This window comes from Streptomyces sp. NBC_01433, assembly GCF_026340105.1.
In the GTDB taxonomy this organism is placed as follows: Bacteria; Actinomycetota; Actinomycetes; order Streptomycetales; family Streptomycetaceae; genus Streptomyces.
This window is the reverse complement of sequence record NZ_JAPEPM010000006.1, coordinates 191,810-218,443: the sequence shown is the minus strand read 5'-3', so window position 1 is coordinate 218,443 and position 26,634 is coordinate 191,810. Positions and strand designations below refer to the sequence as shown.

Annotated in this window: 24 protein-coding genes; 22 read left to right on the top strand and 2 right to left on the bottom strand. The window is 70.8% G+C overall.

Annotated features, from left to right (window positions below; all coding sequences use genetic code 11):
* Position 1: 1 nt before the first annotated feature.
* The 13 genes from OG413_RS44530 (at position 2) to OG413_RS44470 (ending at position 14,672) form a co-directional block, all read left to right on the top strand.
* Positions 2-874: a hypothetical protein gene (locus OG413_RS44530; protein WP_266815739.1), complete on the top strand. Its 873-nt coding sequence runs from the start codon at positions 2-4 to the stop codon at positions 872-874.
* Positions 858-2,387, top strand: a complete 1,530-nt coding sequence (locus tag OG413_RS44525; RefSeq protein ID WP_266815738.1) for a CpaF family protein — start codon at positions 858-860, stop codon at positions 2,385-2,387. Before OG413_RS44530 ends, OG413_RS44525 begins: the two co-directional genes overlap by 17 nt.
* A 2-nt stretch (positions 2,388-2,389) precedes the next feature.
* Entirely contained in the window at positions 2,390-3,289 is a 900-nt protein-coding gene (locus tag OG413_RS44520; RefSeq protein WP_266815737.1) for a type II secretion system F family protein, read from the top strand.
* Positions 3,286-4,185 (top strand): hypothetical protein, encoded by a 900-nt coding sequence (locus tag OG413_RS44515; RefSeq protein WP_266815736.1) that lies wholly within the window; start codon positions 3,286-3,288, stop codon positions 4,183-4,185. Before OG413_RS44520 ends, OG413_RS44515 begins: the two co-directional genes overlap by 4 nt.
* 19 nt (positions 4,186-4,204) lie before the next feature.
* Positions 4,205-4,435 carry a hypothetical protein gene (locus OG413_RS44510; RefSeq protein WP_266815735.1) on the top strand — a complete coding sequence of 77 codons (231 nt, stop codon included), beginning with the start codon at positions 4,205-4,207 and terminating at the stop codon, positions 4,433-4,435.
* A complete protein-coding gene (locus OG413_RS44505) occupies positions 4,435-4,839 on the top strand; it encodes a TadE/TadG family type IV pilus assembly protein (RefSeq protein ID WP_266815734.1) in 405 nt (134 codons plus the stop codon). Before OG413_RS44510 ends, OG413_RS44505 begins: the two co-directional genes overlap by 1 nt.
* On the top strand, positions 4,836-5,270 hold the full coding sequence (locus tag OG413_RS44500; RefSeq protein WP_266815733.1) for a TadE/TadG family type IV pilus assembly protein: 435 nt from the start codon (positions 4,836-4,838) through the stop codon (positions 5,268-5,270). The genes OG413_RS44505 and OG413_RS44500 overlap by 4 nt, the downstream gene beginning before the upstream one ends.
* On the top strand, positions 5,267-5,722 hold the full coding sequence (locus tag OG413_RS44495; RefSeq protein WP_266815732.1) for a pilus assembly protein TadG-related protein: 456 nt from the start codon (positions 5,267-5,269) through the stop codon (positions 5,720-5,722). The genes OG413_RS44500 and OG413_RS44495 overlap by 4 nt, the downstream gene beginning before the upstream one ends.
* 7 nt (positions 5,723-5,729) lie before the next feature.
* Positions 5,730-9,446, top strand: coding sequence for a LysM peptidoglycan-binding domain-containing protein (locus OG413_RS44490; protein ID WP_266815731.1), 3,717 nt, complete (start codon positions 5,730-5,732; stop codon positions 9,444-9,446).
* Between the two features lie 263 nt (positions 9,447-9,709).
* Positions 9,710-10,522 (top strand): CPBP family intramembrane glutamic endopeptidase, encoded by an 813-nt coding sequence (locus OG413_RS44485; RefSeq protein ID WP_266815730.1) that lies wholly within the window; start codon positions 9,710-9,712, stop codon positions 10,520-10,522.
* Positions 10,523-10,853: 331 nt separating this feature from the next.
* A complete protein-coding gene (locus OG413_RS44480; protein WP_266815729.1) occupies positions 10,854-11,861 on the top strand; it encodes a DNA-directed RNA polymerase subunit alpha in 1,008 nt (335 codons plus the stop codon).
* A gap of 280 nt (positions 11,862-12,141) precedes the next feature.
* Positions 12,142-14,193, top strand: a complete 2,052-nt coding sequence (locus OG413_RS44475; RefSeq protein ID WP_266815728.1) for a hypothetical protein — start codon at positions 12,142-12,144, stop codon at positions 14,191-14,193.
* Between the two features lie 20 nt (positions 14,194-14,213).
* Positions 14,214-14,672: a hypothetical protein gene (locus OG413_RS44470; protein WP_266815727.1), complete on the top strand. Its 459-nt coding sequence runs from the start codon at positions 14,214-14,216 to the stop codon at positions 14,670-14,672.
* 190 nt (positions 14,673-14,862) lie between these two features.
* On the opposite strand, the gene OG413_RS44465 is transcribed toward OG413_RS44470, so the two are convergent.
* Entirely contained in the window at positions 14,863-15,537 is a 675-nt protein-coding gene (locus OG413_RS44465) for a hypothetical protein (protein WP_266815726.1), read from the bottom strand.
* Positions 15,538-15,716: 179 nt separating this feature from the next.
* On the opposite strand from OG413_RS44465, the gene OG413_RS44460 reads away from it, so the two are divergent.
* The 3 genes from OG413_RS44460 to OG413_RS44450 all read left to right on the top strand — a co-directional run bounded on the left by OG413_RS44460 (position 15,717) and on the right by OG413_RS44450 (position 16,912).
* On the top strand, positions 15,717-16,223 hold the full coding sequence (locus tag OG413_RS44460; RefSeq protein WP_266815725.1) for a hypothetical protein: 507 nt from the start codon (positions 15,717-15,719) through the stop codon (positions 16,221-16,223).
* Between the two features lie 81 nt (positions 16,224-16,304).
* Positions 16,305-16,526, top strand: coding sequence for a hypothetical protein (locus tag OG413_RS44455; protein ID WP_266815724.1), 222 nt, complete (start codon positions 16,305-16,307; stop codon positions 16,524-16,526).
* Between the two features lie 14 nt (positions 16,527-16,540).
* Positions 16,541-16,912 carry a fic family toxin-antitoxin system, toxin component gene (locus OG413_RS44450; RefSeq protein ID WP_266815723.1) on the top strand — a complete coding sequence of 124 codons (372 nt, stop codon included), beginning with the start codon at positions 16,541-16,543 and terminating at the stop codon, positions 16,910-16,912.
* A 115-nt stretch (positions 16,913-17,027) separates the two neighbouring features.
* Here the strand turns inward: OG413_RS44450 and OG413_RS44445 are convergent, their stop codons facing one another.
* Positions 17,028-17,303: a hypothetical protein gene (locus OG413_RS44445; protein ID WP_266815722.1), complete on the bottom strand. Its 276-nt coding sequence runs from the start codon at positions 17,301-17,303 to the stop codon at positions 17,028-17,030.
* 166 nt (positions 17,304-17,469) lie between these two features.
* On the opposite strand from OG413_RS44445, the gene OG413_RS44440 reads away from it, so the two are divergent.
* The 6 genes from OG413_RS44440 to OG413_RS44415 all read left to right on the top strand — a co-directional run bounded on the left by OG413_RS44440 (position 17,470) and on the right by OG413_RS44415 (position 26,621).
* The gene (locus OG413_RS44440) at positions 17,470-17,889 is read left to right on the top strand and encodes a hypothetical protein (RefSeq protein ID WP_266815721.1); all 420 of its coding nucleotides are present in this window, start codon (positions 17,470-17,472) and stop codon (positions 17,887-17,889) included.
* A gap of 171 nt (positions 17,890-18,060) precedes the next feature.
* On the top strand, positions 18,061-18,900 hold the full coding sequence (locus OG413_RS44435; protein ID WP_266815720.1) for a DUF6292 family protein: 840 nt from the start codon (positions 18,061-18,063) through the stop codon (positions 18,898-18,900).
* A 438-nt stretch (positions 18,901-19,338) separates the two neighbouring features.
* On the top strand, positions 19,339-23,115 hold the full coding sequence (locus OG413_RS44430; RefSeq protein WP_266815719.1) for a hypothetical protein: 3,777 nt from the start codon (positions 19,339-19,341) through the stop codon (positions 23,113-23,115).
* Between the two features lie 150 nt (positions 23,116-23,265).
* Entirely contained in the window at positions 23,266-24,489 is a 1,224-nt protein-coding gene (locus OG413_RS44425) for a hypothetical protein (protein WP_266815718.1), read from the top strand.
* Positions 24,490-24,731: 242 nt separating this feature from the next.
* Positions 24,732-25,928: a hypothetical protein gene (locus OG413_RS44420; RefSeq protein ID WP_266815717.1), complete on the top strand. Its 1,197-nt coding sequence runs from the start codon at positions 24,732-24,734 to the stop codon at positions 25,926-25,928.
* A 237-nt stretch (positions 25,929-26,165) separates the two neighbouring features.
* Positions 26,166-26,621 carry a hypothetical protein gene (locus OG413_RS44415; protein WP_266815716.1) on the top strand — a complete coding sequence of 152 codons (456 nt, stop codon included), beginning with the start codon at positions 26,166-26,168 and terminating at the stop codon, positions 26,619-26,621.
* The last annotated feature ends 13 nt before the right edge of the window (positions 26,622-26,634 follow it).

The window sequence follows — 26,634 nt, the reverse complement described above, 5'->3', positions numbered from 1 at the left end:
GATGACTGTCATCGCGTTCTGCGGCGCCAGCGGCGGGCCCGGCGTCACCGCCACCGCGCTCTCGGCCCTGCTCACGTGGCCTCTGCCGAACGGGCGGCGAGTGGTGCTGGCCGAATGCGACCCCGACGGCGGGTCGGTGGCCGCCGGCTACCTCGAGTCGCGCGTCTTCGGCGACCGCGGCCTGCACCACCTGCAGATCGCCGACCGCCGCGGCCATCTGGAGGAGGTGTTCTGGCAGCAACTGCTCAACCTGTCCGAGCCGGAGGCAGACGCCAACCGGCTGCTGCTCCCCGGGTTGATCAGCCCGGCCCAGGCCGTGGGACTGCACCAGACGTGGCCCCGCCTCAGCCAGTTGTTCAGCGACCTCGAACAGCGCGAACCCGGATACGACCTCCTGGTCGACCTGGGCCGCTCCGGTGCCGCAGGCGCGGCCAGCGCCCTGGCCCGCAGCGCGGACCTGACGCTGGTCGTCGTCCGCGGCACGCTGCGCGCCGCACACGCGGCCAAGCCCCGGGTGGACGCCCTGCGCGCCGCGCTGCAGATGCACGGACGCGACAGCAGCCGCATCGGACTGGTGGTGATCGGCGAAGGACAGTTCCGGCCGCGCGACATCGCCGAGGAGCTGCAGCTGCCGGTCTTCGCAGAGCTGCCCTTCGACGAGAAGACCGCCCGCGTGCTGACCCACGGCGGGGACGGCGGGCGCGGCTTCGCGAACACGCCGCTGATGCGCAAAGCAGCCGAGATGTCCCGCACCCTCCAGGCCCTGGCCGTACAGGAGCAACTGCGCCTGCACGCCCCGGCCGAGCAACAACGCCCCACCACCCTCCTGCGCCGCCTGACCACGAAGGGAGCCACTCATGACACAGCGAGGTAGGCCGCTCTTCCCCGGGCCGGACTCCTCCGGCCACGGGCAGTTCTCTCCCGCCGCCCCGCGCCGCGGCGACTCCACTCCCGCGGCCTCCGGCCCCGTTGTGCTCCCCGGCGCGCCCACGGCTGCGGGGCGCGCGGCGCTGTGGGACTGGGGCACCGTGCGCGCGCTGCGCGACGAGCTCAGCACGCGAATGGCGCCGGAGTACCAGGCCTACAAGGAATCGGCCGGCAAGGAGATGACGGGCGAGGAGGCCGAGCAGCGCGGCTGGGAACTCATCCAGGACCTCGTGGCCCGCTGGGCAGCCGATTTCTCCGCATCTCGGCAGATCTCTCCGACCTCCGCGGACGAAACGGGCCTGGCCCAGGCCCTCTTCGACCTGCAGTTCGCCCACGGCCGGCTCCAGCCCTATCTGGACGACGACAGCGTCGAGAACATCCTCATCAACGGGTGCGACGACGTATGGGTGGACTACGCGAGCCAGCCCAACCGCAAGGTCGCGCCGATCGCCGAGTCCGACGAGGAACTCGTCGAGCTGCTGCAGATGCTCGCCCGGCGCCACGGCGCCGGTGAGCGCAGCCTGTCCAAGGCCTCCCCCACCCTGGCCCTGCGCCTGTCGGACACCTCGCGCCTTCAGGCCCTGACCGAAGTCACCCCGCGCCCCTACGTCGTCATCCGCAAGCAGCGGGTACGTGACGCCAGCCTGGAAAAGCTCGTCGAGTTCGGCACCATCGACGCGAGCCTGATGCACTTCCTTCGCGCCGCGATGGCCGCCCGCAAGAACATCATGATCAGCGGAACGCAGGGGGTGGGGAAGACAACCATGCTCATCGCCCTCGCCCGGGAGATCGACCCCCAGGAGCGGGTCGGCACCCTGGAGACCGAGTACGAGCTCTTTCTCCACGAGGTCGGCCACCTGCAGCAGGTCGTGCCGATGGAGGCGCGGGAGGGCAACGGCGAGCGGGTCGACGGGCGGGACGCCGGTGAGATCGAACTGGCCGACCTGATCGCGCCGTCGCTGCGCATGATGCTGCGCCGCATGATCGTCGGCGAGGTCCGCTCACGGGAGATCGTGCCGATGCTGCAGGCCATGAGCGCCGGCGAGGGCGGCTCGATGTGCACCATCCACGTCAAGCGCGCTGACGCGGTGTTCGCGCGGATCGCCCAGCTGTGCATCCAGCACGGCGGCGGCATGACCCAGGAACTCGCCTACCTCACCTCCGGCATGGCGCTCGACTTCGTCGTACACATCCACATGGACGACCAGACCGAGCACGGCGGACGGAAGGAACGTTTCGTCAACCAAGTCCTGGAAGTCACCAGCGAGTTCAGCGAACTCACCGGGGCCCCGGCCTTCAACCGCATCTTCACCCCGGGTCCCGACGGCCGGGCCGTGCCCACGGGCATCCAGCCGGCCTGCCTCGACGACCTGCTCCGCGCCGGATTCAACCCGGAGTGGCTCTCCACCTACCAGAACATCGGGGCCTGGACGTCCCGACCGAACGGCAAGGTGGCCTGAGCATGGGAATGCTGATCGCCGGATTCGCCACCGCCGGCACTGTGATGGGCCTGCTCCTCCTGATCGCCGGGGTGCGGGGCACCCCCGCACCGACCAGTGCCCGCCCGGTGAAGGTCCGCCAGGCCCGGCCGCCCCGGGCCCGCCGCATCCTGCGCCTTCAGATCGGAGGCGCGGCCGCGGGCGGCATGCTGATCTGGGCCGTCACCGGCTGGCTGCCCTCCGCCTTCATCATGGCCCTCGCCGTGTTCTTCCTGCCCTGGCTGCTCAGCCCCAACAAGAACGCCACCGAGCAGATCGAGCGCCTTGAGGCGCTCGCCCAGTGGACCAAGCGGCTGTCCGACCTGGTGAAGACGGGCATCGGCGTCGAGGACGCGATCGCCACATCGGTGCGCACCGCGCCCAAGCCGATCGAGCGGGAGATCGCCGACCTGGCGGTACGCCTGCACTCGCGGATGGAGCCGCGCGAGGCCCTGACCGCGTTCGCCCGGGCCCTTGGGGATCCGCGGGCCGACCTCGTCGCCGCGGCCCTGCTGCTGCGCATCCGCGACCGCGGCCCGGGCCTGGCCGACGTCCTGTCCGACCTGGGAAGCCGCACCAAGGACATCGTCCGCCGCCGGCGCGACACCGAGGCCGAACGGGCCAAGCACCGCACCACGGTCCGCTGGATCTGTGCCATCACCGTCGTCGTCGTCATCGCCACCTCCTTCAACAAGGAGCAGGTCGCACCGTACGGAACCCCCTTGGGAATGATCGTCATGCTGGTGCTGATGGCCGCGGTCGTCGCTCTGTTCTGGTGGATGAACCGGCTGGGGACCACAGTCACGCTGCCGGGCTTCATGGGCACCGGCGCCCCCGCCGCGCCCTCCGCCCAGCCGGTCGACCAGACGGAGGTGGCCAAGTGACCCCGCTCGCCCTTGCCCTACTCATCGGTGCCGGCATGGGCGCCGGCCTGTTCCTGCTCGTACGCGAGCTCTTCCCGTCCGGCCCCGCCCTCGGACCCGCCCTGGAGCGCCTGCACGGAACCGCCGCCGCTCCCCGGTCCCACACGTCCGGTGACGAGCCCCCTGCCCTGACCCGCGCCGGTGACGCCGTCGCCGAACGGGTGCGTCACCTGCCCGGCATCACCATCCCCGTCAAGAACCTGAACCTCGTCGGCGAATCGGTCGGGGAGCTGTTCGGGGCGAAGCTGCTGCACTTCGCCGTCGGGCTTCTCCTGCCCTCCCTGTTCACGCTGATCGTCGCAATGGCCGGCATCCAGTTCCCCATCATCCTGTCGAGCCTGGTCGGCCTGCTGACCGGCGCAGCAATGTGGTTCGTTCCCGACGCCCAACTCGCCAAGCGCGCCACCCGCGCCCGCGCCGAGGCCACCCAGGCGATCATGGCGTACGCCGAACTCGCCGCCATGGAACGGGTATCCAGCGCCGGCGCCCAGGACACCCTGGAACGGCCCGCCGAAGTCGGCAGCGGCTGGCCCTTCCAGCGCCTGCGCGCCGCCCTGCTGCGCGCCCGCCTCGACCGGGCGCCCGCCTGGGAGGCACTGCGCCAGATCGCCGACGAACTCGACGTACCGGCCGCCGCCGACATCGCCGACATCGTCAGCAGCGCCGGCACCGACGGCGCCGCCATCTACACCACCCTGCGCAGTCGGGCCGAAAGCCTCGCCGACGAACAGGCCGCCGCCGACCAGGCCCGCGCCAACGCCGCCTCCGAAAGCCTCGTAGTGCCCGTGACCCTGCTGTCCATGGTGCTGCTCGTCTTCTTCGGGTTCCCGGCCGTAGCGCGCATCTTCTCCGTCTGAACAGCAAGGGAGCACCACCGTGATCAACGACCTGAACCTGCGCATCGCCGTCACCGCCCACGCCGCCGTGCTCCGTCTCACCACGTCCCTCCACCAGCACCTGGACGAACTGCGTGAGGACGGCGAACGGGGCGACAACAACATCAGCATGATCATGTGGATCGTGGGGGTCGTGGCGTTCGCCGCCATCGCCATTGCCGCGTTCAAGGTCCTGGGCCAGGCCAAGCTCGATGGAATGACGGGGCTGTGATGCCCCGATCTGCGTGGCTGCGCCGCGTGGCGAGAAGGCTGCGCAAGGACGACGGTGACGCGTCACTGGAGGCTCTGATGATCTTTCCGGCGGCACTCCTGATCGCTCTCCTGCTCGCGGAGGCCGGCAACATCTACTACGCCAAGACCCTGGCGACCACCGCCGCACGCGAGGCGATCGCCGGTGCCCGCGGCTACGGCAGCTCCACCGACGAGGGCCTCGCGCGCGCCGACGCGCTGTTCGCCCGGGCCCCGGACAGTCTGCTCAGCCCGCGGGTCAGCGTCACCAGCGGCGCCGAGCGCATCGAGTTCACCGTGACCGGAAAGGCCCAGTCCGTGCTCGGCCTGAACATCACCGTGAGAGAACACGCCACCGGCCCGGTGGAAAGGTGGTCCAACCCGTGAGCGCACCCGTGCGCCGGAAGCTGGCCGACGACGAGGGCCGCATCGCAGTCGAGTTCGTCATGTGGGTGCCGGCCGCCCTGCTGTTCTTCGCGCTGGCCATGGTCGCCGGACGCATCATCACCTCAAGCAACGCGGTCGACGCCGCGGCCGCCGACGCTGCCCGCGAGGCCTCCCTCGCGCGTACCGCGGGCGAGGCCTATCCGCGGGCGAGAGCGGCAGCGCAGTCGGCGTTCGACGACAGCAAGCTGCACTGCTCGAGCACGTCGGTGACCGTCGACACCTCCGGGTTCAGCGCCCCTCTGGGCCAGTACGGGGCGGTCACCGCACGCGTGCGCTGCACCGTGCAACTTGCCGACCTGGGACCCGGTTTCGGCTCCAAGACGGTCGAATCGTCCTTCACCTCCGTCATCGACAGGTACCGCCAGCGATGAACCACCTGCCGCGTCTTCGCACGCTCCTCGCCCCGCTGCGCACCGATCGCGGCTCCCTGTCGCTGTGGTGGATCCTCATGGTGATCCCGCTGCTCATCATGCTCGGAATCACCTACGACCTGGGCGGCAAGCTCCGCGACATCGAGCACGCCGACGCGATCGCCGCCGAGGCGGCGCGCGCCGGGGCACAGGCCATCGACCCCGCCCAGGCGGTCCCCGGCGACGCCGTCGTCCTCGATCCGGGCAGGGCCTCCGCCGAAGCCCGCCGCTACCTGAGTGCCGCCGGAGTGGACGGAACGGTCACCGTCGAAGGCAACGGCACCACCATCACCGTCGACGTCACCACCCAACGCCCCACCGTCTTCCTGCAGATCCTCGGCCAGCCCTCGCTGGACGTCGAAGGCCACGCCTCGTCCGAGCTGCTCCACGGCGTCGGCGCACCTGAGGAGTGAACCCGTCATGACACCCCGCCGTTCCCGCAGCCTCGCCGTCAACCTTCTGCGCGGCCTGGCCAGCCTCCTCGCCCTGCTCACGCTGCTGGTCGGGCTGCCCGCCCTCCTGTGGTTCCTCACCAGCGTGCTGCTGCCCCACGGGGTCTCCCTCGACGAGATCACCGCCCTGATGACGTCCCGCAACCTCGGCGCACCGTTCTTCGCCGTGGTCATGGCGGGCGGCTGGATCGGCTGGGCCGTCTTCGCGCTGTGCACGTTGATGGAGGTCCCCGCCCAGCTGCGCGGCCGGCCGAGCCTGACCATGCCCTCCATGGGCGTCCAACGCCTGGCCGCCACCCTCGTCGGCGGCGTCCTGCTCCTGCTGCCCGCCCAGGCCGCCATGGCCGCACCGTCCAACAGTGCACCCGCGCACGCGCCGGCCGTCTCCGCCGCCACGGCGCCGCAGGCCGCACCCGCCAGCGCACCCCAGTCCGCTCCCGCGGCCCCCACCTCCACCAACTACACCGTCCAGCCCCGGGACAGCCTCACCAAGATCGCCCTGCAGGAACTCGGGGACGCCTCGCGCTGGACGGAAATCGCCCAGGCCAACGACGGCCGCACCATGGCCGACGGCACCACCTTCTCCGCCCGCGGCGTCCTTCAGCCAGGCTGGAAGCTGGACATGCCCAAGGACTGGAAGCAGCAGGACCAGAAAGCGGACCCCTCCGGCGCCCAGCACAGCGAACACACCGTGCGCACCGGCGAAACCCTCTCCAAGATCGCCGAGGACGAACTCGGGGACTCCGCCGATTACATGGACATCGCCCGCCTCAACCAGGGCCACAAGCAGGACGACGGCCGCACGTTCACCGACCCCGACACGATCTTCCCCGGCTGGAAGCTGGCCCTGCCCCAGACCGGCTCCGCCCCCTCCCAGGACAAGCCCGCCGACAAACACCCCACTGATGAACAGGACCCCCAGACAGACCAGGACGCCGACACGAAGGACCCGTCCCGGCAACCCGAACCCCCCGACCACGATGCCGCCGGCTCCGACACCAACCGGGACCCCATGCCCTCCTCCCCCGCCGAGCCTGCCCCCGAGCAGTCCGCCCCCGAGCAGTCCACGCCGGCGGCCGAGCCCGCGCCCCAGGACGACGGCCCGAGCATCGCCGTCACCGCGGCCGCCGTCACGAGCCTGTTCGCCGCCGCCGTCCTGGCCGCGCTCGGCGCGCGCCGAGCCCACCAGCAGCGCCGCCGCCGCCACAAGCGGCGCATCCCGATGCCCGCCAAAAACACGCCCAGCGCCAACCTCGAGCAGGAACTGCGCAACACCTCGTCCGCCGACGGCCTCGACCTGCTCCACCAGGCCCTGCGCACGCTGGCCGCCAACTGCGCCCGAACCGGCCGGCCCCTGCCCGAAATCGAAGCAGCCCGGCTCGATGCCCGCGGCCTCGAACTGCACCTCTCAGCTCCGGCCCCGGCCATCGCCCCTTTCACCGAAAGCGAGTCCAACCCCTCGCTGTGGTGGTGCCCCGGCCGAGGCGCCGCACTGCTGTCCACCGACGAAGCCCGCGACATCAACGCCCCCTACCCGGGGCTGGTCAGCATCGGGGAGACCCCCGATGGCGACCCGGTTCTGGTCAACCTGGAAAGCATCGGTCTCCTCCAACTCCAAGGCAGCACCCAGGATGTGGCCGCGATCATGCTCGGACTGGCGGTCGAGCTCGCCTCCTCCGCGCTCACCGACGACACCTCCCTGCTGCTGTCCGGACTCGGCGCCGAGCTCGAAAACGTCTTCCCCGCCCGCGTCCATCACCATGAAGCCCTCGCAACCGCGCTCGACGAACTGCACGCGCACGACGCCCTCCAGCGCGGCGCCCTGGACACGGCCGGCGCGGACAGCCTGCTCTCCGCCCGCCTGGCCACCGACGGCGGTGACACCTGGACCCCCCAGGTCCTCATGTGCCCGACGGCCCCCACCGGACAGCACGCCGAGGACCTGGCCGACCTGCTCTCCTCCCGCCCACGCACCGCACTCGCCGTGATCACCGCCACCGAGAGCGCCCTGGAGCTACCCGGCACCTGGCTGGTGCCGGCCACCCCCGGCGCCGAAGTCGAACTGCCGGGCCTGGACCTGACCGTCACCCTGCAGCGCCTGGAAGCCGAGGCGTACGCCCCGCTGCTGGAACTGCTGGCCACAGCCAACAGCACCGCCGACGCCCCCGCCCCCGCATGGACCGCAGAACCGAACGGGCCGCTCCCCAACGAACCGGATGGGCCCGACGACTCGGGTCTCACTCCGCAGGCCACCGCCGGCAGCCCGCCGGTGCCACCCGTCCAAGTCCACGTCACCACCACTTCCGCGGGCAACTCCGCCGCAGCTCTGCCCGACCTCAGCGCACTGGCCCCGCAGGCGGCCGGCGACGCTGCCGACGGATTCGCGGACTACGGGCCGGAACCGGACCCCGACGACGGCCTGTCACCGGAGGCCGCCGGCATCGGGATCGACCCGCAGAACGGGCCCGCGATTCTGCAGAGCCCGCCGACGGACGACGACTTCCCGGCCGAAGCGGCTTCGTACCCGTCCGAGGACCCGTGGGCTGCGGAAGAGAACAGCGCCCTGAGCGCCGCCGTCAGCGACCCGGACGCGCCCGCCCCGGTAGTCATGAACAAGCCGACGCTTCCTGATGACCCTGACGGCGAGGCCCCGGTGGACTTCGACGACGTCTTCGCCGAAGTCCTCGACGAGCGGCACGGCCACTCCCCCTTCGACGTACCGCAGGACGTCACCGATTCCGACACCGAAGAACCCGACTCCGCTGACCCCGCCCGCGCCCTTGCCGACGCCGCCGTCGGCGATGGGGAAGAAGACGACGCCTTCGCACCCGTGCCGGCCACCGTGCAGGCTCCGGAACCGCCCCTGGCCCGGGTCACCGCCGTCACCTCCAGCGTGCTCGCCGCGCTGAACACGCCGCCCGACCCACCCGCCGCCCCGCAGATCCGCGTCCTGGGCTCGGTCGACGTGGCCGGAGCCCTCGGCCGCGTCGAGTCCTACCGGCGCAACACACTCACCGAGATCGCAACATGGCTCGTCCTGCACCCCGGCCACGGCCGGCGCGAACTCGACGAAGCAATCTGGCCAGGCCAGCGGATGCTCGCGGGCACCCGGAACGCCCTCATCAGCAAGCTGCGGGCCTGGTTCGGACGCGATCCCCGCCTCCCCGCCGACGCTCCCGACAGCTTCTACCTGCCGCCCATCAACAACGGCGTCTACACGTTCAGCGAGGACGTCACCGCCGACTGGCACCAGTTCAAGGACCTCTACCGCCAGGGCATGCACCGCCAGGGTGAGGGCGCCGACACCGCGCTCGCCCACGCCCTGGCCCTCGTCCGTGGCAGGCCGTTCTCCGGCATCGACCAGAGCCGCTACGTGTGGGCCGAGCACGACATCCAGGAGATGATCTCCGCCACCGTGGACGTCGCCCACGAGCTCGCCGTGCGCCGTACTGCCGCCCGCGACTTCCGGGCCGCGGCGAACGCCGCATCCGTCGGACTGACCTGCGACATCCAGGCCGAACTGCTGTACCGCGACCTGTTCCAGATCTACAGCGAGACCGGCGACCGGGCCGGCATCGAGCGCACCGCCCATCAGCTCAACAGGATCGCGACCGAGACCGGGCTCGACAACTCCCCCGAGACGGTGGCACTTCTCAATTCGCTGCTGGCGGCGGCGAGTGCGTGAGAACCGGTCCAGGATCCGCGGTTTCGTGAGCAATTCCGCGTGAGCACCGTCCGAGCAAATCCGGACGATCATGAGCAGCGGCAACGCTCAGTAGCTGTCAGTTGTCCCGCTGCCACACCTGACGCCCGTCTCGCACCCGGCCACCGTGTCACTCGGCCCGAGCGCCGCCTGACCATCGGCTGGTGACCACCCGGAAAGCGCGCGGCGAGCAGGGACCGCGATCTCTGCGGCAAGCTGTGTGGTCACAAGTATTTGGGGGTCAGGTGGACGCCAACGGCACGGAATCCGTGGTCGACGACCGAGCGGACCGGTCGAGCTCGATCGGCGAACGGGCTGGTGACCTGGTGGCGTGTGTCGTCGTGTGGGGCGCCGCGCTGATGGCTGCGGCGGCGGTGCAGGAGGTGTTCACCTTCCTACCGGGGTTCGTGCCGTGGGGCGGTGAAAGCCCGCGGAGTTTCCTTACGTCGATCGGTGCGGCGGCAGGGCTTGTGGCTACGGCGGTCTTCGCGTCGTTCGGCGCGGGGACGATATCGGTGCGGGTCGCCGGTGGCCGGCTCGTCGACGGCATGGGACTACGGGCGCCGGTGTCGATGCGGCAGACGCTGCGGTGGGCGGCTGTAGGGGCCGCCGCCGCGGTGGCCTTGTGGGCGATGGCGAAGCTCCTGGCTCTCTTTCCGGGCCTGACGTCAGTTCCCGCCGGCGAGGATCCGCGACTCATCGCCGTTGCGCAGACCTCGACGCCGATCCGGTTCATGTACGGGCTCATCGCCCCCGCTCCGCTGGAGGAACTTGCTTTTCGGGGACCTTTGTTGGCGCTGTTGCTGGCCCTCCTCGCGGCGCAGCATCGCGGCAGTTGGACGGGGCGCCGGTGGGTGCGGTGGTCATTGATGGGCACCGCCATCGCGGCTTCGGCGGTTGTGTTCGCGGCCGGGCACACCATCGGGGGGAGCGTCAACGTCGCGCACGCGGTGGCCAACGCGGTGATCACCACGGCTGTCACTCTGTGGCAGCGGTCGCTCTTCCCGGCCATGGCCGCACATGGGCTCTACGATGCGTGGGCCTTCGCTTGGGGATGACGCACTACTGGGCCGTAGAACTCCGACCCGGGAGAGTCGGCCCTCTGGCGACAAGAGGTGTCCGATCAGAGCCGGGGCCGAGCGCAGCCGGTGCCGCTCGTCATCGAAGGCGTCGGGCCCACCCCACGGCAGGCAGAGCGGCGGCCGGCGGCGAGGTGCTGCGGGACTGGCGGGGCCCCACCCTTGACCATCCGGTCCGGCAGCTTCCCGGGGTAAACGCCGCCCAGGCCCGATCGGTGACGGCGGATGCCCGGGCACGGTCGCCATTGCCGATACCGTGCGGTGTCTATGGCGTCACATAGTGGGCGCCGAAATCTGGAGGCACCACCGCATGCTGATTGCTCAGCGCCCCTCGCTGACCGAAGAGGTCGTGGACGAGTTCCGCTCCCGGTTCGCCCTTGAGCCACTGGAACCGGGCTTCGGCTACACGCTCGGCAACTCCCTGCGCCGTACGCTCCTCTCCTCGATCCCGGGTGCGGCCGTCACGTCCATCCGTATCGACGGTGTCCTGCACGAGTTCACCACCGTGCCGGGCGTCAAGGAGGACGTCACCGACCTCATCCTCAACATCAAACAGCTGGACCTTTCTTCGGCGCACGACGAGCCGGTCGTGATGTACCTGCGAAAGCAGGGTCCCGGCCTGGTCACCGCTGCTGACATCGCGCCGCCGGCCGGTGTCGAGGTGCACAACCCGCACCTGGTCCTCGCAACGCTGAACGGCAAGGGCAAGCTCGAGATGGAGCTGACCGTCGAGCGCGGTCGCGGCTATGTCTCCGCCGTCCAGAACAAGCAGGTCGGTCAGGAGATCGGGCGCATCCCGGTCGACTCGATCTACTCGCCCGTTCTCAAGGTCACCTACAAGGTCGAGGCGACCCGAGTCGAGCAGCGCACCGACTTCGACAAGCTCATCGTCGACGTCGAGACCAAGCAGGCCATGCGCCCGCGTGACGCCATGGCGTCTGCCGGCAAGACCCTGGTCGAGCTGTTCGGTCTGGCCCGCGAGCTCAACATCGACGCCGAGGGCATCGACATGGGCCCCTCCCCGATCGATTCCGCCCTGGCCGCCGACATGGCGCTGCCGATCGAGGAGCTCGATCTCAGCGTCCGCTCGTACAACTGCCTCAAGCGCGAGGGCATCCACACGGTCGGTGAGCTCGTGGCCCGCTCCGAGGCCGACCTTCTCGACGTCCGCAACTTCGGTGCGAAGTCGATCGACGAGGTCAAGGCGAAGCTGGCCGGCATGGGCATGGGCCTCAAGGACAGTCCGCCCGGATTCGACCCGATCGCCGCCGCCTTCGGCGACGCGGATGCGAGCTTCGTCGAGACCGAACAGTACTGAACGCTGGGCCGGGTCGGAAGGCGATGCGTCACGCCCGTCATCGGCGTGCAGTGAACCGGTCTCCCGCCCCGAACTGGAGCCGATCTCCACCGAGCTCGCCCGGCATTGGGAGGCGGGCGACCGCTGTATACCCGGCCGTCCAACCGAGAGCGGACGCTCCTCGCCGCCACCACTCCTGGTCCGGTCGCTGATCGCGCGGTGCGGGCGCAGCACCGCACCCCTTTCGCGGGTTTCGGCAGGCACCGCATGTCCGGCACCGACGCACCACTACGCTTGCCGGGTGAGCACTGACGCACCTCTTGGATCCACCCCCGACGAGCCTTCCGATCCGCCGGCGGAGGCTGAGCTCGGAGACTGGGACGACCTTGAGATCGCGGAGGAATGGGAGCGGCTGTGTTCCCCGGCGACGCGCCGTGTCCTGGCGCTGGCGCTGGGCGCGCTGAGCGCCGCAGCCTCTCGCGACGCGGCACTGTTCGGCGACCAGCCGTTCGACACCACTGCGGCCGGTCGTGGTGCGGGATTCCTGGTGCGGTTGCCCCGCTGTACCGACGGCCTGGGCAGCGCCTTTCGCAGCCAGTTCTCCCCGGTCGCCGAGGGACTGCTGGACGATGTGCTCGGCGGCAGGGTTCCGCTGGGGCGCAATCCGGCCGAAGGCCTGCTGATGCACCTGATGATCGAGGAAGCCCGCGCGATCCACCTCCGCGCGGTCACCGACACCGTCTTCCGGGCTCAGTCGGGGCTCACTGACGATGACCTCGATGACTCTGGCCAGTTCGACTGGTCTGCACTGCGCGAGCTGCTGTTCATGGAAGACGATCTTCTGAGTATCTACGGCGGCATCGCTCTGAACCGTGCGAGCGGGCCGGCGCCCTCGCTGATCACCACAGCGGACGCATGGGCCTACCACTACGGCGTTCTTCCCTTCCGGGACAGCAGCGGGTCCTCTCCGCAGGAGCGCTGCGCTGGTACGCCGGTCCTTCTGAGCCTGGTGGAGGGCGACGCCTGGGCGGCACTGAATGAGAGGGCGGGCGATCGCCCACGCGGACCGCGGGCCGACATGCTCTCGCCGGCAGGTGCCTTGCTGTGGGCGGGCGTCGCCGAAGAGCTCGCTGACATCGGCTACCACGAGGCCCTGGAGTGGACGGACGAGCCCTACGTGCCGCTGATCCCGGACGACGAGGACCCCGAGGACATCCTCTTCATGCGTCTGCCCCGCTGCGCCGACCGGCAGGACCAGGCATTCCGGCTCCAAGTGGCCCGGGCGTTCGCGGACTTGGCCGCCGACGTCCGTGCAGGTGCGCTGCCGGTCCCCCGTACGCACGGTGAGGACCTGGCGATAACCATCACCTGCAATCGCGCCGCCGAGCGGGCCGAATCCGCCCAGTGCATGGCCGAGGATCCCTTCGATGCCGAGGAGAGCGAGGAGGACTGGTACGGCATCCCGCTGTCCGCCTTCGCCCGTCTCGCCCCGTCCGAGTTCGACTACTCGATCATGGACGAAACTCTCACCGCAGCCGCGGAGGCCTATCTGCTGTGGGGGGACGAGACGGGTTATGAACACCCCGCTCACGAGGTGAACCAGAAGATGAGTGGGGAGGATCTGCGCCCGGAGAAGTGGTTCGACACCTTCGCCAACGTCCACCCCCGCCCTGCCGGCCGCGGATACCCCGAAAGGGTCTGGGACCGGCTGCCTGCTGCCGCCCGCGACGCCCTACAGCTCCAGGCTCTGCAGCAGGAGATCAGCGACGCCCGCCGTCAGGATCCCGGACCGCAGCCCGATGACCTCGACCGCCCCGCCCGTGACTGCGGATGCGGCTCATCCTGCTGTCCTGGGCCCGGCCCGTGGCACGGCCTTGGCAGCGCTTCCGCGTACGAGCAGCGCGCCCTCGGTGACGTCCGCGCCCGCACCCCCTTCATCGCGGCGATGCGCCAGCGCGTCCTCGTCGAACTGGGCCGCCTCCTGCACAAGAAGAGCGGGCACGCCCAGCTCCTGGACACCGACGAGCCGTTCAAGACGACGGGCTGCCTCGTCCTGAGCGACCGTCCCCCGGTGGCACTTGAACAGCTGCACCGGATTCTTCCCGGTGTCACGGCCCCGGGACGTCGCATGCGGCTGGGAGTCTGCTGGGCCGGTCCCGACGGCCGTCACGAAGAAGCGCAGTGGTACTGCGTCGACGTGACCGGCATTGAGGAGCACTCGGCCGGCCCGAAGGACGAACCATGGCTGCGCGTGGCAGCCGACGAGGTCTTGCAGGCGGGTATGGCCCTGGCCGACATCATCGCCGTGCGACGCGCCGACCCGACCACACCCCTGTCCCCCCTGCCCGCCTGACACCAGCCCCAGGACCCCTCATGCCCCCATCAGCACCGGACCCCCGCCGTGCCGCCCTGACCTCCGCTCTCCTTCCGCTGCTGCGGGCCAGCTGCCCCTCAGATGCAGGCGGATACGGCGGCAGCGTCGAGGTGCGCTTGCCCGACGCCGAGGTGGAAGAACTGGGCGGCGCAGACCTGCTGCGGGCGTCCCTACGCGCTGCGGCGCAGCAGCTGGGTTGGAAGATCGAAACCTACGCCATGACGGGCACGCGACACGGAACGATGTTGGGGGTCATCGACCGCCGCCCGGTTCCGGAGGCCTTCACCACGGTGGTCGCCGCCGACATCGCACGCCGGACGCGTGCCGCTGTCGACCGGGTGGGGCGGCCGGGCAGCCCTGCCCCGCAGCCTTCACCCGTCTGCGACCCGCACATTCCCACGGGAGAGTTCAGGGCCGCCTGCACCACGGCAGGCCTCCGGGCACCCGATCCGGTCTAGTGCTGCTCCGCGAAGTGCCCGCGCAAGCGGGCCCCGGTCGCGGTTCCCATGGAGGGACAGCATCACGGCCCTTCAGGCGGTCGCAGACGTCCTTGGATCGTTCCCGGGAGCCGCCCGTGATCGGTGCTCGCCCTCATCTTCACCCGGCCCAGACCGCTCGCCCAGCTGGGCGTGCGTGTGCAGGGGCGCCTCAGCCTGCGGTGCTGGCCAAGCGACGCATGATCGTCATGAGTTCGTCCGGCGGGGCGATCCTCATCGTCCGGCTTTCCTGGTCGAAGTGCGTGATCGTTGTCAGGGTGCCGGCGCGCCACCAGAACACTCGAGGGGAGAGGCGTCCGGGGCCGTCCTCGTACGCGCCCTGCCCGAACTGCGCCAACGCGTTGGCGGCCTCGGCCACGTGCTGATCGGTGAGCGGATAGAAGACGAGGTTGTGCCGGTTCGGGACAACCAGCAGCGCACCCTCGTCCGGAATCTCGGGGCCGTCGGCGGCCCGCACCGCCTCGTCGAAGACGAGCACCTTGCTGGCCGCGAACACCGACTCCGGGTGGCCGAGGATGTGGAGAATCGCGCCCCCGGGGAGGTCGGCGGTGTCGTAGTTGACCGGCTCGCTGAGCAAATTGGAACGCGCAGCAGCCGCGAGGGTGTCCCACTCGACGAGGGCCACGTCGCGGTCGCTGAGGACGCGCACATTGTCAGGGGCGTCGAGGGCGATGCCCGCCAGGAGGTCCGCGGCCAGCGGTTGCAGATAGCTGAACTGCCCTCGCGCTTCCTCGGGTATCGATTCTTGGGCGACCAGCCTCAGGTACACGCCGCTCAGCGGGTCCGGGGCGCTGCTGGGGTCGATGCGGGCTGACAGGTCGCTCATACGCGATTCCTTGGTTTCGGTAGGTGGTCCGTCGGGCGGCTCACAGGTGGAGCGGCTCACCGATCAGATCACGCAGCCCACGCCGCCGCACCGTCATTCTGCGCAGGCGTGGGGATGATCACAGAATTGTCACCGGCTCGAGATAGCCGCAGGCCAGGGGCCCTCGGCATGATCGAGGGATGTTCGCCAAGCTCCGCCGAAACCGCCGTCCCACCTCTGCCCCCGAGCCGCCCGCCGCGCCCTTTCCCTCTCTTGATGTGCCGGCCGAGGCGTTGGTCGCGGACGGCGAGGTTCTGGCTCGCATTGAGCGTGTCCGGGCGGCGCTCACCAAGGCGGGAGCCCCGGTCTGCGCGTACGCCCCGGAGCCGGACTGGTTCGCGGAGGTCCGCTCGGGCGGACGTCTGGACCTTGGCCCGCAACGGTTGAGCGAGATCTCTGGTCACATCGGGGGCCTGCCCGCACAGTGGATGCTCTCCGAGGAGATTTGCGTAGAGCTCCTGCGCCGGATCGGTACGAACGCCGCTTTGCAGGAGCTGAAGGACGAAGGCATGGACGTGCGGTTCTGTGGCGGCGACCTCACAGGTGTCAACGAAGCGTCCGTACGGGCCTTGGGCGACTACGTGCGCGCGCAGCTCACCGCCCATGAGGAGTCCGGTGGCCGACCGAAGAGCTCCCGCCTCACCTGACCGGATCCTGCCGCGCCTGCGGGAAGGCGCGAAATCGGCCATCAGCTTCCTCGGGCGACTCGGGCCCGCTACCGTGGCTTCATGACGAGGTTCCAGGTCGAGATGAGCGACGAGTCAGGCAGCAGGCTTCAGCGGGCCGCCGCGGCCGAAGGGGTCGACCCCGACACGTTCGCGACCGCCCTCATCGAGGCGAACATGCCCCGGCATCTGTTCCTCACGGGCGCACAGGCGTGCATCGACGAGTTCGGAGAGCCCTTCGCCGTCCGGTTCGGCCCGAGCCGTCCCGGCCGCCAGGTCGCCTGAGCAGAAAGGCCTTCGTGCAGCTCTCGATCGATCGCGGTTGGCTGTTGGAAATCCTCGAGCAGCGCCTCGGTGACCACCCGGACATCTCTGACTGGGGCGCGACAGCCGCGGCCGTGGCCCGGCACAGCGACACGATCATGGATCAGGTCGTCTATCCGGAGCCGCATCACCGGGCGGCCTCCTTGCTGCACAGCCTGCTGCGGGTGCCGGCGCTCGCCCACTCCAACGAAATCTTCGCTCTTTCGGTTGCGTACGGCTTTTTGAACATGTGCGGCCTGACCGTGTCGGCGAAGGCCGACGAGGTGGGCGACCTGGTTGAGGCGACGCTTGCTGGAACGCTGGACGTTCGGCAGATCGCCGCTCGTTTCAAGAACTGGACCACCTGAGCGGCCCCCAGCGGTCCGCTTTGAGAGCGTTTTCCCACACTTCGGATATGCCGCATCTCCGGCTAAATCCGTACGCCGGTCGGCAGGTCTGCAAGGGCCGGGCTCGTGGGACCGCTCATCGCGTAGCTGGGTACATCGGCCCCGGCAGGGGCAAGGCCGGCAGGGAGTTCTTCTCCTCCAGCGAGGTATTGGCGAAGCCGGGGGTGTCGAGAAGGACTGGCGTCCAGCCAGTGGCAGACGGCTGGCAGTCCAGGAGTACCCGCTCACAGCTCTCGCCGGCATCGAGCCCGGCGCCAAGGAGCTGCGACGTCCCGACCTCGAGAACGCTCTTCTTCTCGCCTCCGCGGACGAATGGCGCGACCCGTCCGGGGTGGGGGTGCTGGTCGGTCATAAGGGGCTCCTCGCTCGAGGTCGGTGCCTGTCGGCTGAGCCTATGCTCCCGCACAAGCAGGCAGGCCCGAATCGGCCCACTCTCGTCCCGGTGCTGCGCTGCCCGGCCCGGAGCGAACCGGGGGCGCGCCACCGCCAGTGTCAGTGGCCGCTGCGACAGTGATCTCATGACCGCGACCATGACGGACGTGCGAGAGCGCGACGGCCGGGAACTCGTCGACTTGCTCCGTGTGCCCGTGCGCAACGTTCTCACCGAGCGGGCCGACGGGATCCGGCGCACCTTGCCGCCGCGCCCGTCCGATGCCCGCGGCCGGCACGAGTGGCTCCGCTCCCTCGACGAGAACCAGGCACGACGCGCGGCGCTCCTCGACCGTCTCGATGCGCTGTGTGGCCACCTGTCCGGGCGGCAGGCCCCCGGGTACGCCCCGGTCGATCTGCTGCCTGCGGAAGCGCTGGAGGAAGCCGACGGTTTCACCGGCGAGAGCACTGCTCGGCTCACCGCCGAGTACCGGCGCACGAAGCTGACCGCAGACCCCGAGAGGCGCGCACCCCCGGAGGGCCGGGGCGTTGTCAGTGGTACGCGTTAGCGTGGGTCCCAACGGCTAGTCGCGTACTGCCGTCCGCTGCCGTCACCGGCGCCCACGCCGCTCGGTGACCCAGTTGGCCAAGGTCTCCCGGGGCCCGCGTTGAGGTGTTCTGCCCGGTATGAGTACTGACTGCCGACGGCAGCGTGGGATCGTCGCGCCAGGGAGTACAGCATGCCGAAGAAGCAGTCCACCGCCGCCAAGAAGTCACGACAGGCCGCCCTCCAGGGCGCGAAGTACACCTCAGCTCTTCGCCAACTGCGCAGCCCGCGAACCGCCGCTGCCGTGCTGGCTCCCGGCGAGCGCGGCGCGCTGGCCATGACGATCGGCAGCTGCACCTCGACCGTGCACGGCCTTCGGGACCTGGAGAGCGACCTGTACTGGTCGGGCTGGATCATCGCGGCTGGCCAGAACCCGACGGACCTCTTCCCGGACGGCGGCCGGCTGGAGCTGTCCCGCAGCGAGCGGGGCATGATCGATGATCAGGCTGCGGAAATCTGGGGCACCGTTCCCTTCTCCCAGACCGCCGACTCCTACGGCCGCGCGGTCGCCTGCGCGATCGAGGCTCTCGGCGGGCAGATCGCGGACTGGGATGTTCAGGTCGACGAAGACCGCCGGATCTACATCACGCTCGGCGAGGACTATGCGGACCGCGAAGCCGATGAAGGACAGCCGCGGCGATGGGTGGTCGGGTGGACGGACACCCGCGGGTGGTTCACCTTCCTCGAAGCGGCCCACGGCGAGTCCCTCGGCAGCTGTCTGAATGACCTGGCCTGCCCCCTGATGGCCCTGCCCGGGCAAGTCGCCGCCGAGGTGGCGCACCTGTGGGGCGGGGCGCTGGCGGCCGAGCAACTCCCGGGCCTGGAAGAGCCGAGGAGCGATTGGTGCCCGCCTCACGGCTACGTGCTGGAGCCGCCCGTCACCGGTGACCCGACGGACGTGAACCTGGACCTGGAGCGGTCCCTTGCCGCCTACCTCGCCCACCCGGCCGGCGGCGCGCGGCAGGCCGCGTAGACGCGACACCAGGGTGTGGAGGGGTCGGCACCGGCCGGCATCAACCGGGCGAGGGTGTCGCGAACCTGGGCGCCGGGTCGTAGTTGACGCCGGTGGTGCCGCTGAGCAGGGGTGAAGTCGAGCGCGCAGGTGCATGGTGAATGTCGTCGGGGATGCTGGACTCGGCATGTGTTTTCGGCGCCTCGGCCCAATCCGCTCCGATGACGCCTTCTTCACACGATTTGGTCGCTAGGCTGGCGACAACGCGCCCTGGCCGCCGCGTCCCCCCGTGCATGGCGGCCGGGGCCGTTTTCGTGCCCGCACACCGGGTGATGGCGGGTTGCGGGACAACTCCGGCCGGTACCCCATGGTCGTCATCGGAGCAAACCAGGGGCGGGATCGGGGAGTTGCCTGCGAGGCTGTCTCTCTGAGTCAGCCGGTTCGGGGAACGGACGCACGATGAGCGCCAGGCACGTCACCTCCGCACAGCACCGCCGGGTGGAGTGGAAGGTCCTTGACCGGGCCATGGCCCGGTTCTCGACCGACTCGCTGATCGTGCTCCTCCAGGCAGCGCTCGTTTCACCGGACAGCGCCCGCTTTCATGATCATCTGTTGCTGCTGTTCACCCGCGTTCTGCGCACCCCGGCCCGCGGTGGCATCCCGGCCGGCGCCGCCGACCTGCCCGTACTGGTGGAGGCCTCTGTGCGGGCGGCGCCGGGGCGAGGCGTCGTGACGGACCGGGGTCCGGGGGATGTCCGTGACCGAGTGCGGTTCACCGTGGCCGGGGACCGTCTGCTGGTCCACCCCGGGCAGCTCGCGCACCCCCTGCTGGTTCTGCGCGTCCTGAAGATGACCGCGGTGGCTGTCGACGCGCCTCTGCGCGAGGTTCTCGGATTCGGGGCGGAGGACGTCCTCGAGCTGGTGCTGCGCCTGAGTGACCGGAGCCTCGCCGCGCTCTGCGCTGCCTGGCCGGAGCCCGCGGCCGTCGCGGACAGTGAGGAGGGCCGCGAAGTGTCCTGCCGGGTTACGCCCGCCGAGGTCCGCGCGGCCGCCGCGATCGCCTGCGCGGACCCCGTACAGCTTGTGCAGGCCGCTCGATGCCCGGAGCGCGCCGGGCGGGCACTGCAGTGGCTGACGTGCCGCGTCGAGGATCTGCCACTGCGCTACCACCCCGAGGTGCCGCTGCTCGGGCCGATCGTGGCGGTGACCGCGCACGGACGCTGCCTGCCCGTACCGGCCGGCACCGCGACGGAGGCCGCCGCCCCGGCCGTGGCCCGTCTGCTCACCTGCCTGCCTCCGGCGGGCCTGGAGGCGGCCGAGGAATGCATGCAGGAGCTGACGGTCGCCCGGCTCGCCCAACTGCTGGGCCTGGAAGCCGTTCCCGCCCGGCCGGGGCCGGTGTGCCTGCTCTCCTCGCCGAGCCATCGCTACGACATCGCCGTCGTCAGCGCTCTCGCGGACGGCGCCCTGGCCGGCCGCGTCGAGGAAGGCCGGGCCGCACTCGCCGACGCCGACGTCCCCGCTGGCCGCGGCCGGCTCGTGGTCTACGGCGGCCCACGGTTCCTTGGGCCCGAGCTGATCCGGGACACCCTCTTCCTCCACGTGGAAGAGGTGGCGGAGATCCTGCACGACGCCGAGGGCGACATCGCGGCCCTGGCGCTGTTCGTCCTGGAACTGACCGAGCATCCTGGCGTGCACGGAGTCTTCTACCGTGACGCGCTCGACGCGTGGTCGGCCTGGCACCGCGGCGGGACGCTGCTGGCGCCCAGCCCCGACAGCGACGACGTCGCCATGGTCCCCGAGGCCGTACGCGACGAGGTCTGGGAACGGGCCGCCGCGCGCGCGGGCGTCGACGAGGTCCTGGCCGCCGCCGGACTCCCGCTCGCCGAGGACTTCCGGTTCACACGGCTGAGCGAACCGGAGACGGGCGCATCCGGCGTGTACGCCGATCTTGAGGACGCCACGGCGGCCGGCCCGGTGGTGGTGCTGGCGGCTACTCTCCCGCCGCTGGCGGTCATCGCCGTCCCCTCCCGCGAGCCGGGCGCTGCCCTGGACGCGGCCGGGATCGCCGGACTGGCCAACTCGCTGCGCACCGCGCTCACCACCATCGCGCCGGCCGCCGTCCACGCCGCACTTCCCGGCGGTGCGCCGCTCGTCGTGCAGGTGACCGTTGCACACCAGCCCCACCGGCAGGCGGGCCCGGATGCGGACGCCGCGACGCCCGGCCCTGCCGGAGACGACGCGAGCGGGGACGGCGGTCCGGGGGTGGAGGAGTGGCTGCTGCTGCGAGCGGGGGCGGATCCGGAGGCCGGACGGATCGGCATCGACGTCGACCCGCCGCTGCTCGCTGCGTTCAGCGGCGACGGCCGCCAGGGGCACCGCATCCTGGGCCGGCTCCTGCACCACCTGATCGGGCAGGTCCGCCGCGGCCGCGGTGCCGGACCGGGCACTGACGCGGAAGCCTTCACCGAGGCCTGGGACACCGCGTACCCGGTGCTGCGGGTAGCCGCCGCCACCAACGCGTGGCCCGCCACGGCCCCCGCCTTCACCCTGCCGCACTCCCTGCACATGCACGCCCGAGCCCTGCGCACCGCGGCCGCCGCCGTACGGCGCGCAGGCGTGCCAGCCGGCAGCTGGCGCGGTTCCGACGCCTACCGCCGGGGCGGCCCCGCCGAGCAGCTGCTGCACGCGCTGGAGAGTGAACTCGACGAGCAGGTCCGCGCCTACCAGCCCGCTCTGGTGGGCGAGTTGGCGCGGCAGCTGAACGCCGCCTGGGCTGATCGCACCCGCTCGGACCAGCAGAGCGCGGTGAACCTCGCCGCCCCCTGGGCGGCGAACTGGATAGCCGAGGCCGGGCGGCGCCAGGTCGACGGGGCCAGGGCCACCTCCGCCCTGCACCTGCTGCTGCAGCAGGCACTGGCCGGCCCGCCCGCCGGCGGCCGGCCCGTCGACGTCCTCGCTGTCGCCGAGCTCGTGGCGCTGGCCGAACTTGTGCTGCACAGCGGCATCACCGCGGTCACCGCCGCACGCCGCCTGCACGACCTCCACCTGGAGATCGACCCCAGCGGCGTCTTCACCCTCACCTCCGGCTCAGGCGCCGGCGAAACGGAGACCGTCCCGTCGCAGGACACCGTGAGCAGCGAGCATGTGGGCTTCGACGCCGACGCCTACCACTGTGCCCGGCAGCAGCGCCTGATCGCCCAGGCCGTCGCAGCGAAGCCTGAACTCACCGACGCCGCCTCCGTACTCGCCGCCCCGGCTGCGCGTACCGAGGCCGCCTTCACCGCGCCCGACCTGCCCGCCGGCAGCCAGCTCGCGCAAGCCGATCAGCTGCTTCATCAGCACTGGGGCTGCGGTTTCGCCTCGCTCGGCGCCGTCCTTTCCACCGCAGCCGACTGGGCCACCGGACCGGAGGGAACCGCCGCCGTCACCACCGAGGACCTGGTCGCCGAGAGCGCCGCCTGGTCCGCCCTGCCCGCAGACCATCTGCGCGCGGCCGTTGAACGGCTCAGGCTGCACCCGGGCAACGCCGCCGGCACGGGCCCGCACGCCTACACCGAAGTCGAACGCCGCTCACGGCCCTTGATGCACCCCCTGATTGACGCCGGCCAGACACTGCTCGTGCTGCCCTGGCTCGCCTGCGCCGCCCGCGAGGCGTACGCCGCCTATCTCGACGACGGCCGGCTCCCTCACCCCGACCTTCCCGCCCCGGTCACGCAGGCGCTGCTGCGCCACCGCCAGCAACTCGACCAGCACCTCGAGCGCGAGATCAGCGAGGCGGCCGGAGCCGTCGGGCTGCCGCACCGCTTCCGCCTCCTGGAGAAGACGGCCGCCGCCCTCGGCATCTGTGGCCTGAGCGGAGAGATTGATCTGCTCGTCGCCGATCCGGCGACCGGACGGCTGTGGGTGATCGAGGCGAAGAACCCCACCGGGGCCGTCGCCCCCCACGCGCTGCTCCAGCACATCCAGAAGTTCACGACCCGCTACCGCGACAAGCTTCTGGCCAAGACCGCCACCATCGCCGCCCACCCCCGCCAGGCGGCAGCGGCCTGCGGCGTCAGCGGCGAACAGGACTGGCGCGTCCTGCCCTTGATGGTCACCCGCACCATCGAGCCGGCCGCGTTCCTCGCCGACCCCCGCGTCCCCCACATCAGCGCCGACCGTCTCACCGCGGTGCTGGCCGACCCCGACGACCCCGAGCCCGGCTGGATCCCTGCCACCGAACCGGCCAGCTGACCCGGGATCACCGCGCCACCCGAATGCGGCCCGCAGGGCGGGAGGCGGTGCCCAGGTGATTCCCGCCGGGTGGGTCCCGTTGCAGGGTGCCGCCCGCCGGACGGGCGGCCCCCTGGCGGCCGGGCCCCGGCGCCGGACATGATCAGCCGCATGGGTAGGAGCGCCTGGGACACCGAAGCGAAGAAGACCGTATGGGCCGACGACGACATCGAGGGCTTGCCACCCGGCATGGCCGACGGCCGCTACCGGTGCCGGGTCTGCGGAGAGTGGCTGATCCTCAAGGGCACCCTGCCCGGCGCGAAGGTTCAGCCGTACTTCGCCCATCGCGGTGGAGAAGGCTGCAGCAGGCCGGAGGAAGAGGCCCTGCTCGACGCCGCCGACGAAGTCGTCATCCGCCTCCGCGAGCAGATCCGTGCGCTGGCCGGTATCGCGCACTGCACCACCACTTCTCCCGGAGAGGACCCGGCGGACCCGTCCGGGATGCCCCCCGCGGTCATCGCCCAGTGCGGCACCACCACCGTGATCTTCGAAGCCCCGACACAGAAGCTGCCCGGGGCGGAGGCGATCCGGCGCAGGATTCTGGCGGTGCGCGACGAGCATGGCGGCGCGCAGCACGTGTGGTTCCTCAAACGCGACCTCGCCCAGTTCAACGCGCTCGATGCGCACCCCGTGTGGCTGCGCGGCAAGGACGTCCTGCACGAGCAAGTGGCCCCCAACGAGCAGCAGGAGGCCATCCTCGCGGCCGGCGGCCACGTGTACTGGCTCGATGGGAAAGTGGTCCTCGTCCCCTACGGCATCCGCCGCTTCCAGCACCCGGTCCAGAGCGGGCAGGACTGGACGAACTGGCCGCGGTGGCGCTCCGATCCGCGAGAAGACTGGAGGATCAGCAAGCCGCGCCCCGCACCCGACGCCCACACCTGGGGCTTGGTGCCCATCGCGTTCGCCTCCCTCACGCGCACTCGGGGCACCTTCCGGCCCGCCGACGCGCACCACGTGATGGACGAGATCTACACCGCGCAGGAAAGCCGGTTCCACTGGCGAAACCAGCGCGCCCGCGAGACGTACGCGACCGTGCACGCCCCGCCCCCGGCGGAATCGGGCACCGAGCCCGACCCGGCGCCCGCAAAGGCCCTCCGGACCGAAGATCCCGCTCCGGTGACAGCCTCCTCCGCGTCACACGAGGCGGAGCCCGAGCCGGCGGTCGAATCCGTGCAGACCACGTTGGCAGCACACGAGGCCGGGGGGCCGACGGACACGGTGATCCCACCAGTCCCCGTGCACCCGCCGTTCGTGGCGCCCGCTCCTGCCGCCCAGTCCCCGTTGGTACGGGGATGGCAGCGCCTGTTCGGATTCTCGCGGCGCGGAGGTTCGTGAACCCCGCTGTCCGGCCTGCTCAGCCGACAGGGATGCGGGCCTTGCCGGTCGGCCCTGAACTGGCCGTACGCACATCCGCGTTGTTGGGTAGCCTCTGGCGGATGGTGAGGGAGGGGTAGTCGCAGATGACACAGGCCCGATGGGGGAAGGCGATCGCAGCTCTGCACGCGCAGGGCCGAGCAGTCCGCGCGGCAGATGAGCGTGTCGAGGAGTGCCAAGCGGCGGTCGTAGCGGGTGAAGCGATGAATGTCCGGCTGACCACGGCGGTGGCGCTCTGGCGGCTGTGCGAAGCGGACTACCTTCGCAGTGCCGTCGCGCTGTTGCGCGCGCACCTCTCGAACGGCCGGCCGCCGGTGCGGATGCCGGCCGCTGTGGTGTGGCCGCGTCCACTGCGCCAGGCCTGGAAGGAACGGGCGCAGGACCGCAGCGGTGGTGTGTGGCGGGCACTGCCCGGCCCCAAGCTGCTCGCCCAGGTCGAGGCAGCCGGTTCCGACGTCCTGCTGGACGATGTCGCCGAGGCGATCAGGGCGCTGCAGGCGAGTCTGCGCGGCCGCCGGACTCGCCCCCGCCTCTACGAGGCGTACATCCCGGACCGCTCGTCGCCGCAGTTCGACACCGGCAGGACCGCGCCGACGCTGCCGGGCTTCCCTGACCCCGGGCACTGGGTCAACCAGACCTTCGCCCGCGGGAGCAGCCGGCGCCTACAGCAGGGACGCGGGACAGAACTGCGCCAACTCGAAAGCGATGAACAAGCCGTGCATGAACGAGCGGAGACCTTCGGCACCGTGGTGCTGCGGCTGCTCGAACACCACCATGGTCCCGCGGCCGCGCCGGCAGGACGGCCCGCGCGGCGGGGAGCGGCCCGTTGGATCGGCCGTGAGCAGCAGGCGGTGCCGTCCTTGGCCCGGTGGCCGGAGAAGCTGAGTACGGCCCAGATCGTCACGGTGGGCGGGCTCGGGTGGCTGGTGCTCATGCTCGCCGCCATTCCGTGGTCTGTGGCGGCGAAGGCACGCATCCTCACCGACCATCCGATGCTGTTCCTGTTCGCCTCCTTCGCGGTGGCGGGCCTGGGCGCCGGCGCCGTGTCCCGGTTCGGCCCGCGCCTGATGCGGCTGCCGGGCCTCACCGCTGCGCTACCCGGCGTCGCCGCGGCGGCCGCGGCCTGCGTGGTGATGCAGGTCCAGGGCCCTGTCGCGGGCTACTTCTTCGCGGATGCCCTCGACCGCTTCGAGCGCCAGTTCACCAACGGATGCCTGGCCGCCAGCCCCTATCGGCTCGATGAGATCCAGTCCCAGACCGTGGGCAAGACGCTGGTGGTCCGCCCGATCAGCGGCGACACGACGCTGCGCCTCGAACCGGCCGAGGACGGGGGAACACACCCGCTGCGACCGCAGGACAGCGACACCCGCGCGGTGTTGGAGAAGTACGGCTGCCCCTGAGCTCGCGCGCCGCGCTTGCACCGATCCACTCAAGGAGGCGCCTGCTTGCAGGAGTTCGGCATCGGCTGACACTTTCACCGGATGAGTGCGAACCGCCGGGCCGAGTCCCTTGTCATCGCCGCGCGGTGGAAGGGCTGGGGCCTGTTCCGACCGGCCGGGCACGGGTTGTGGCCCGGGCCGCGGGGCTGAAGTGCTGCCACCCCGAGCAGTACGTTCCGCAACCAGATGGGGAACTACGTGGAGCCGAAGGTGCCGCTGATGGGGAATTGCATGAACGCTCACACTCCATCCCTTGTTCGCGTTCCGTATCTGGCTGCCGCATGCCAGGATCTGCCCATGTTCTCTTTGGGGCGGGACGGCATGCGCGACCTGCAGGCGCGGGCCGAAAACTTGAGCGCGGACGTTGCCGGTGGCCGGTGGAAGCCGAACCGCTTCGAAAAGCGGGCGCTGCGAAAGCTGAGTGGAGAGGACGGCCCCGTGATCCACCGCGAGGCGATCGTCACGATGTTCAACGAGCTGTACGTCGAACGCGGGCCTCGGCAGATCAACAAGATGACGGGGCGGTTGACGGGGCGGTTGACGACGCTGCTGATGGACACGGCGGCGGCGCAGGACCAGCCGTCGATCGCCGTGCTCTCTGACGGGCAGGAAGCGCTGGGCGCGGTCCGTTCTCTCGTCGGAAGCACGGCGTAGCTGTATGAGCACA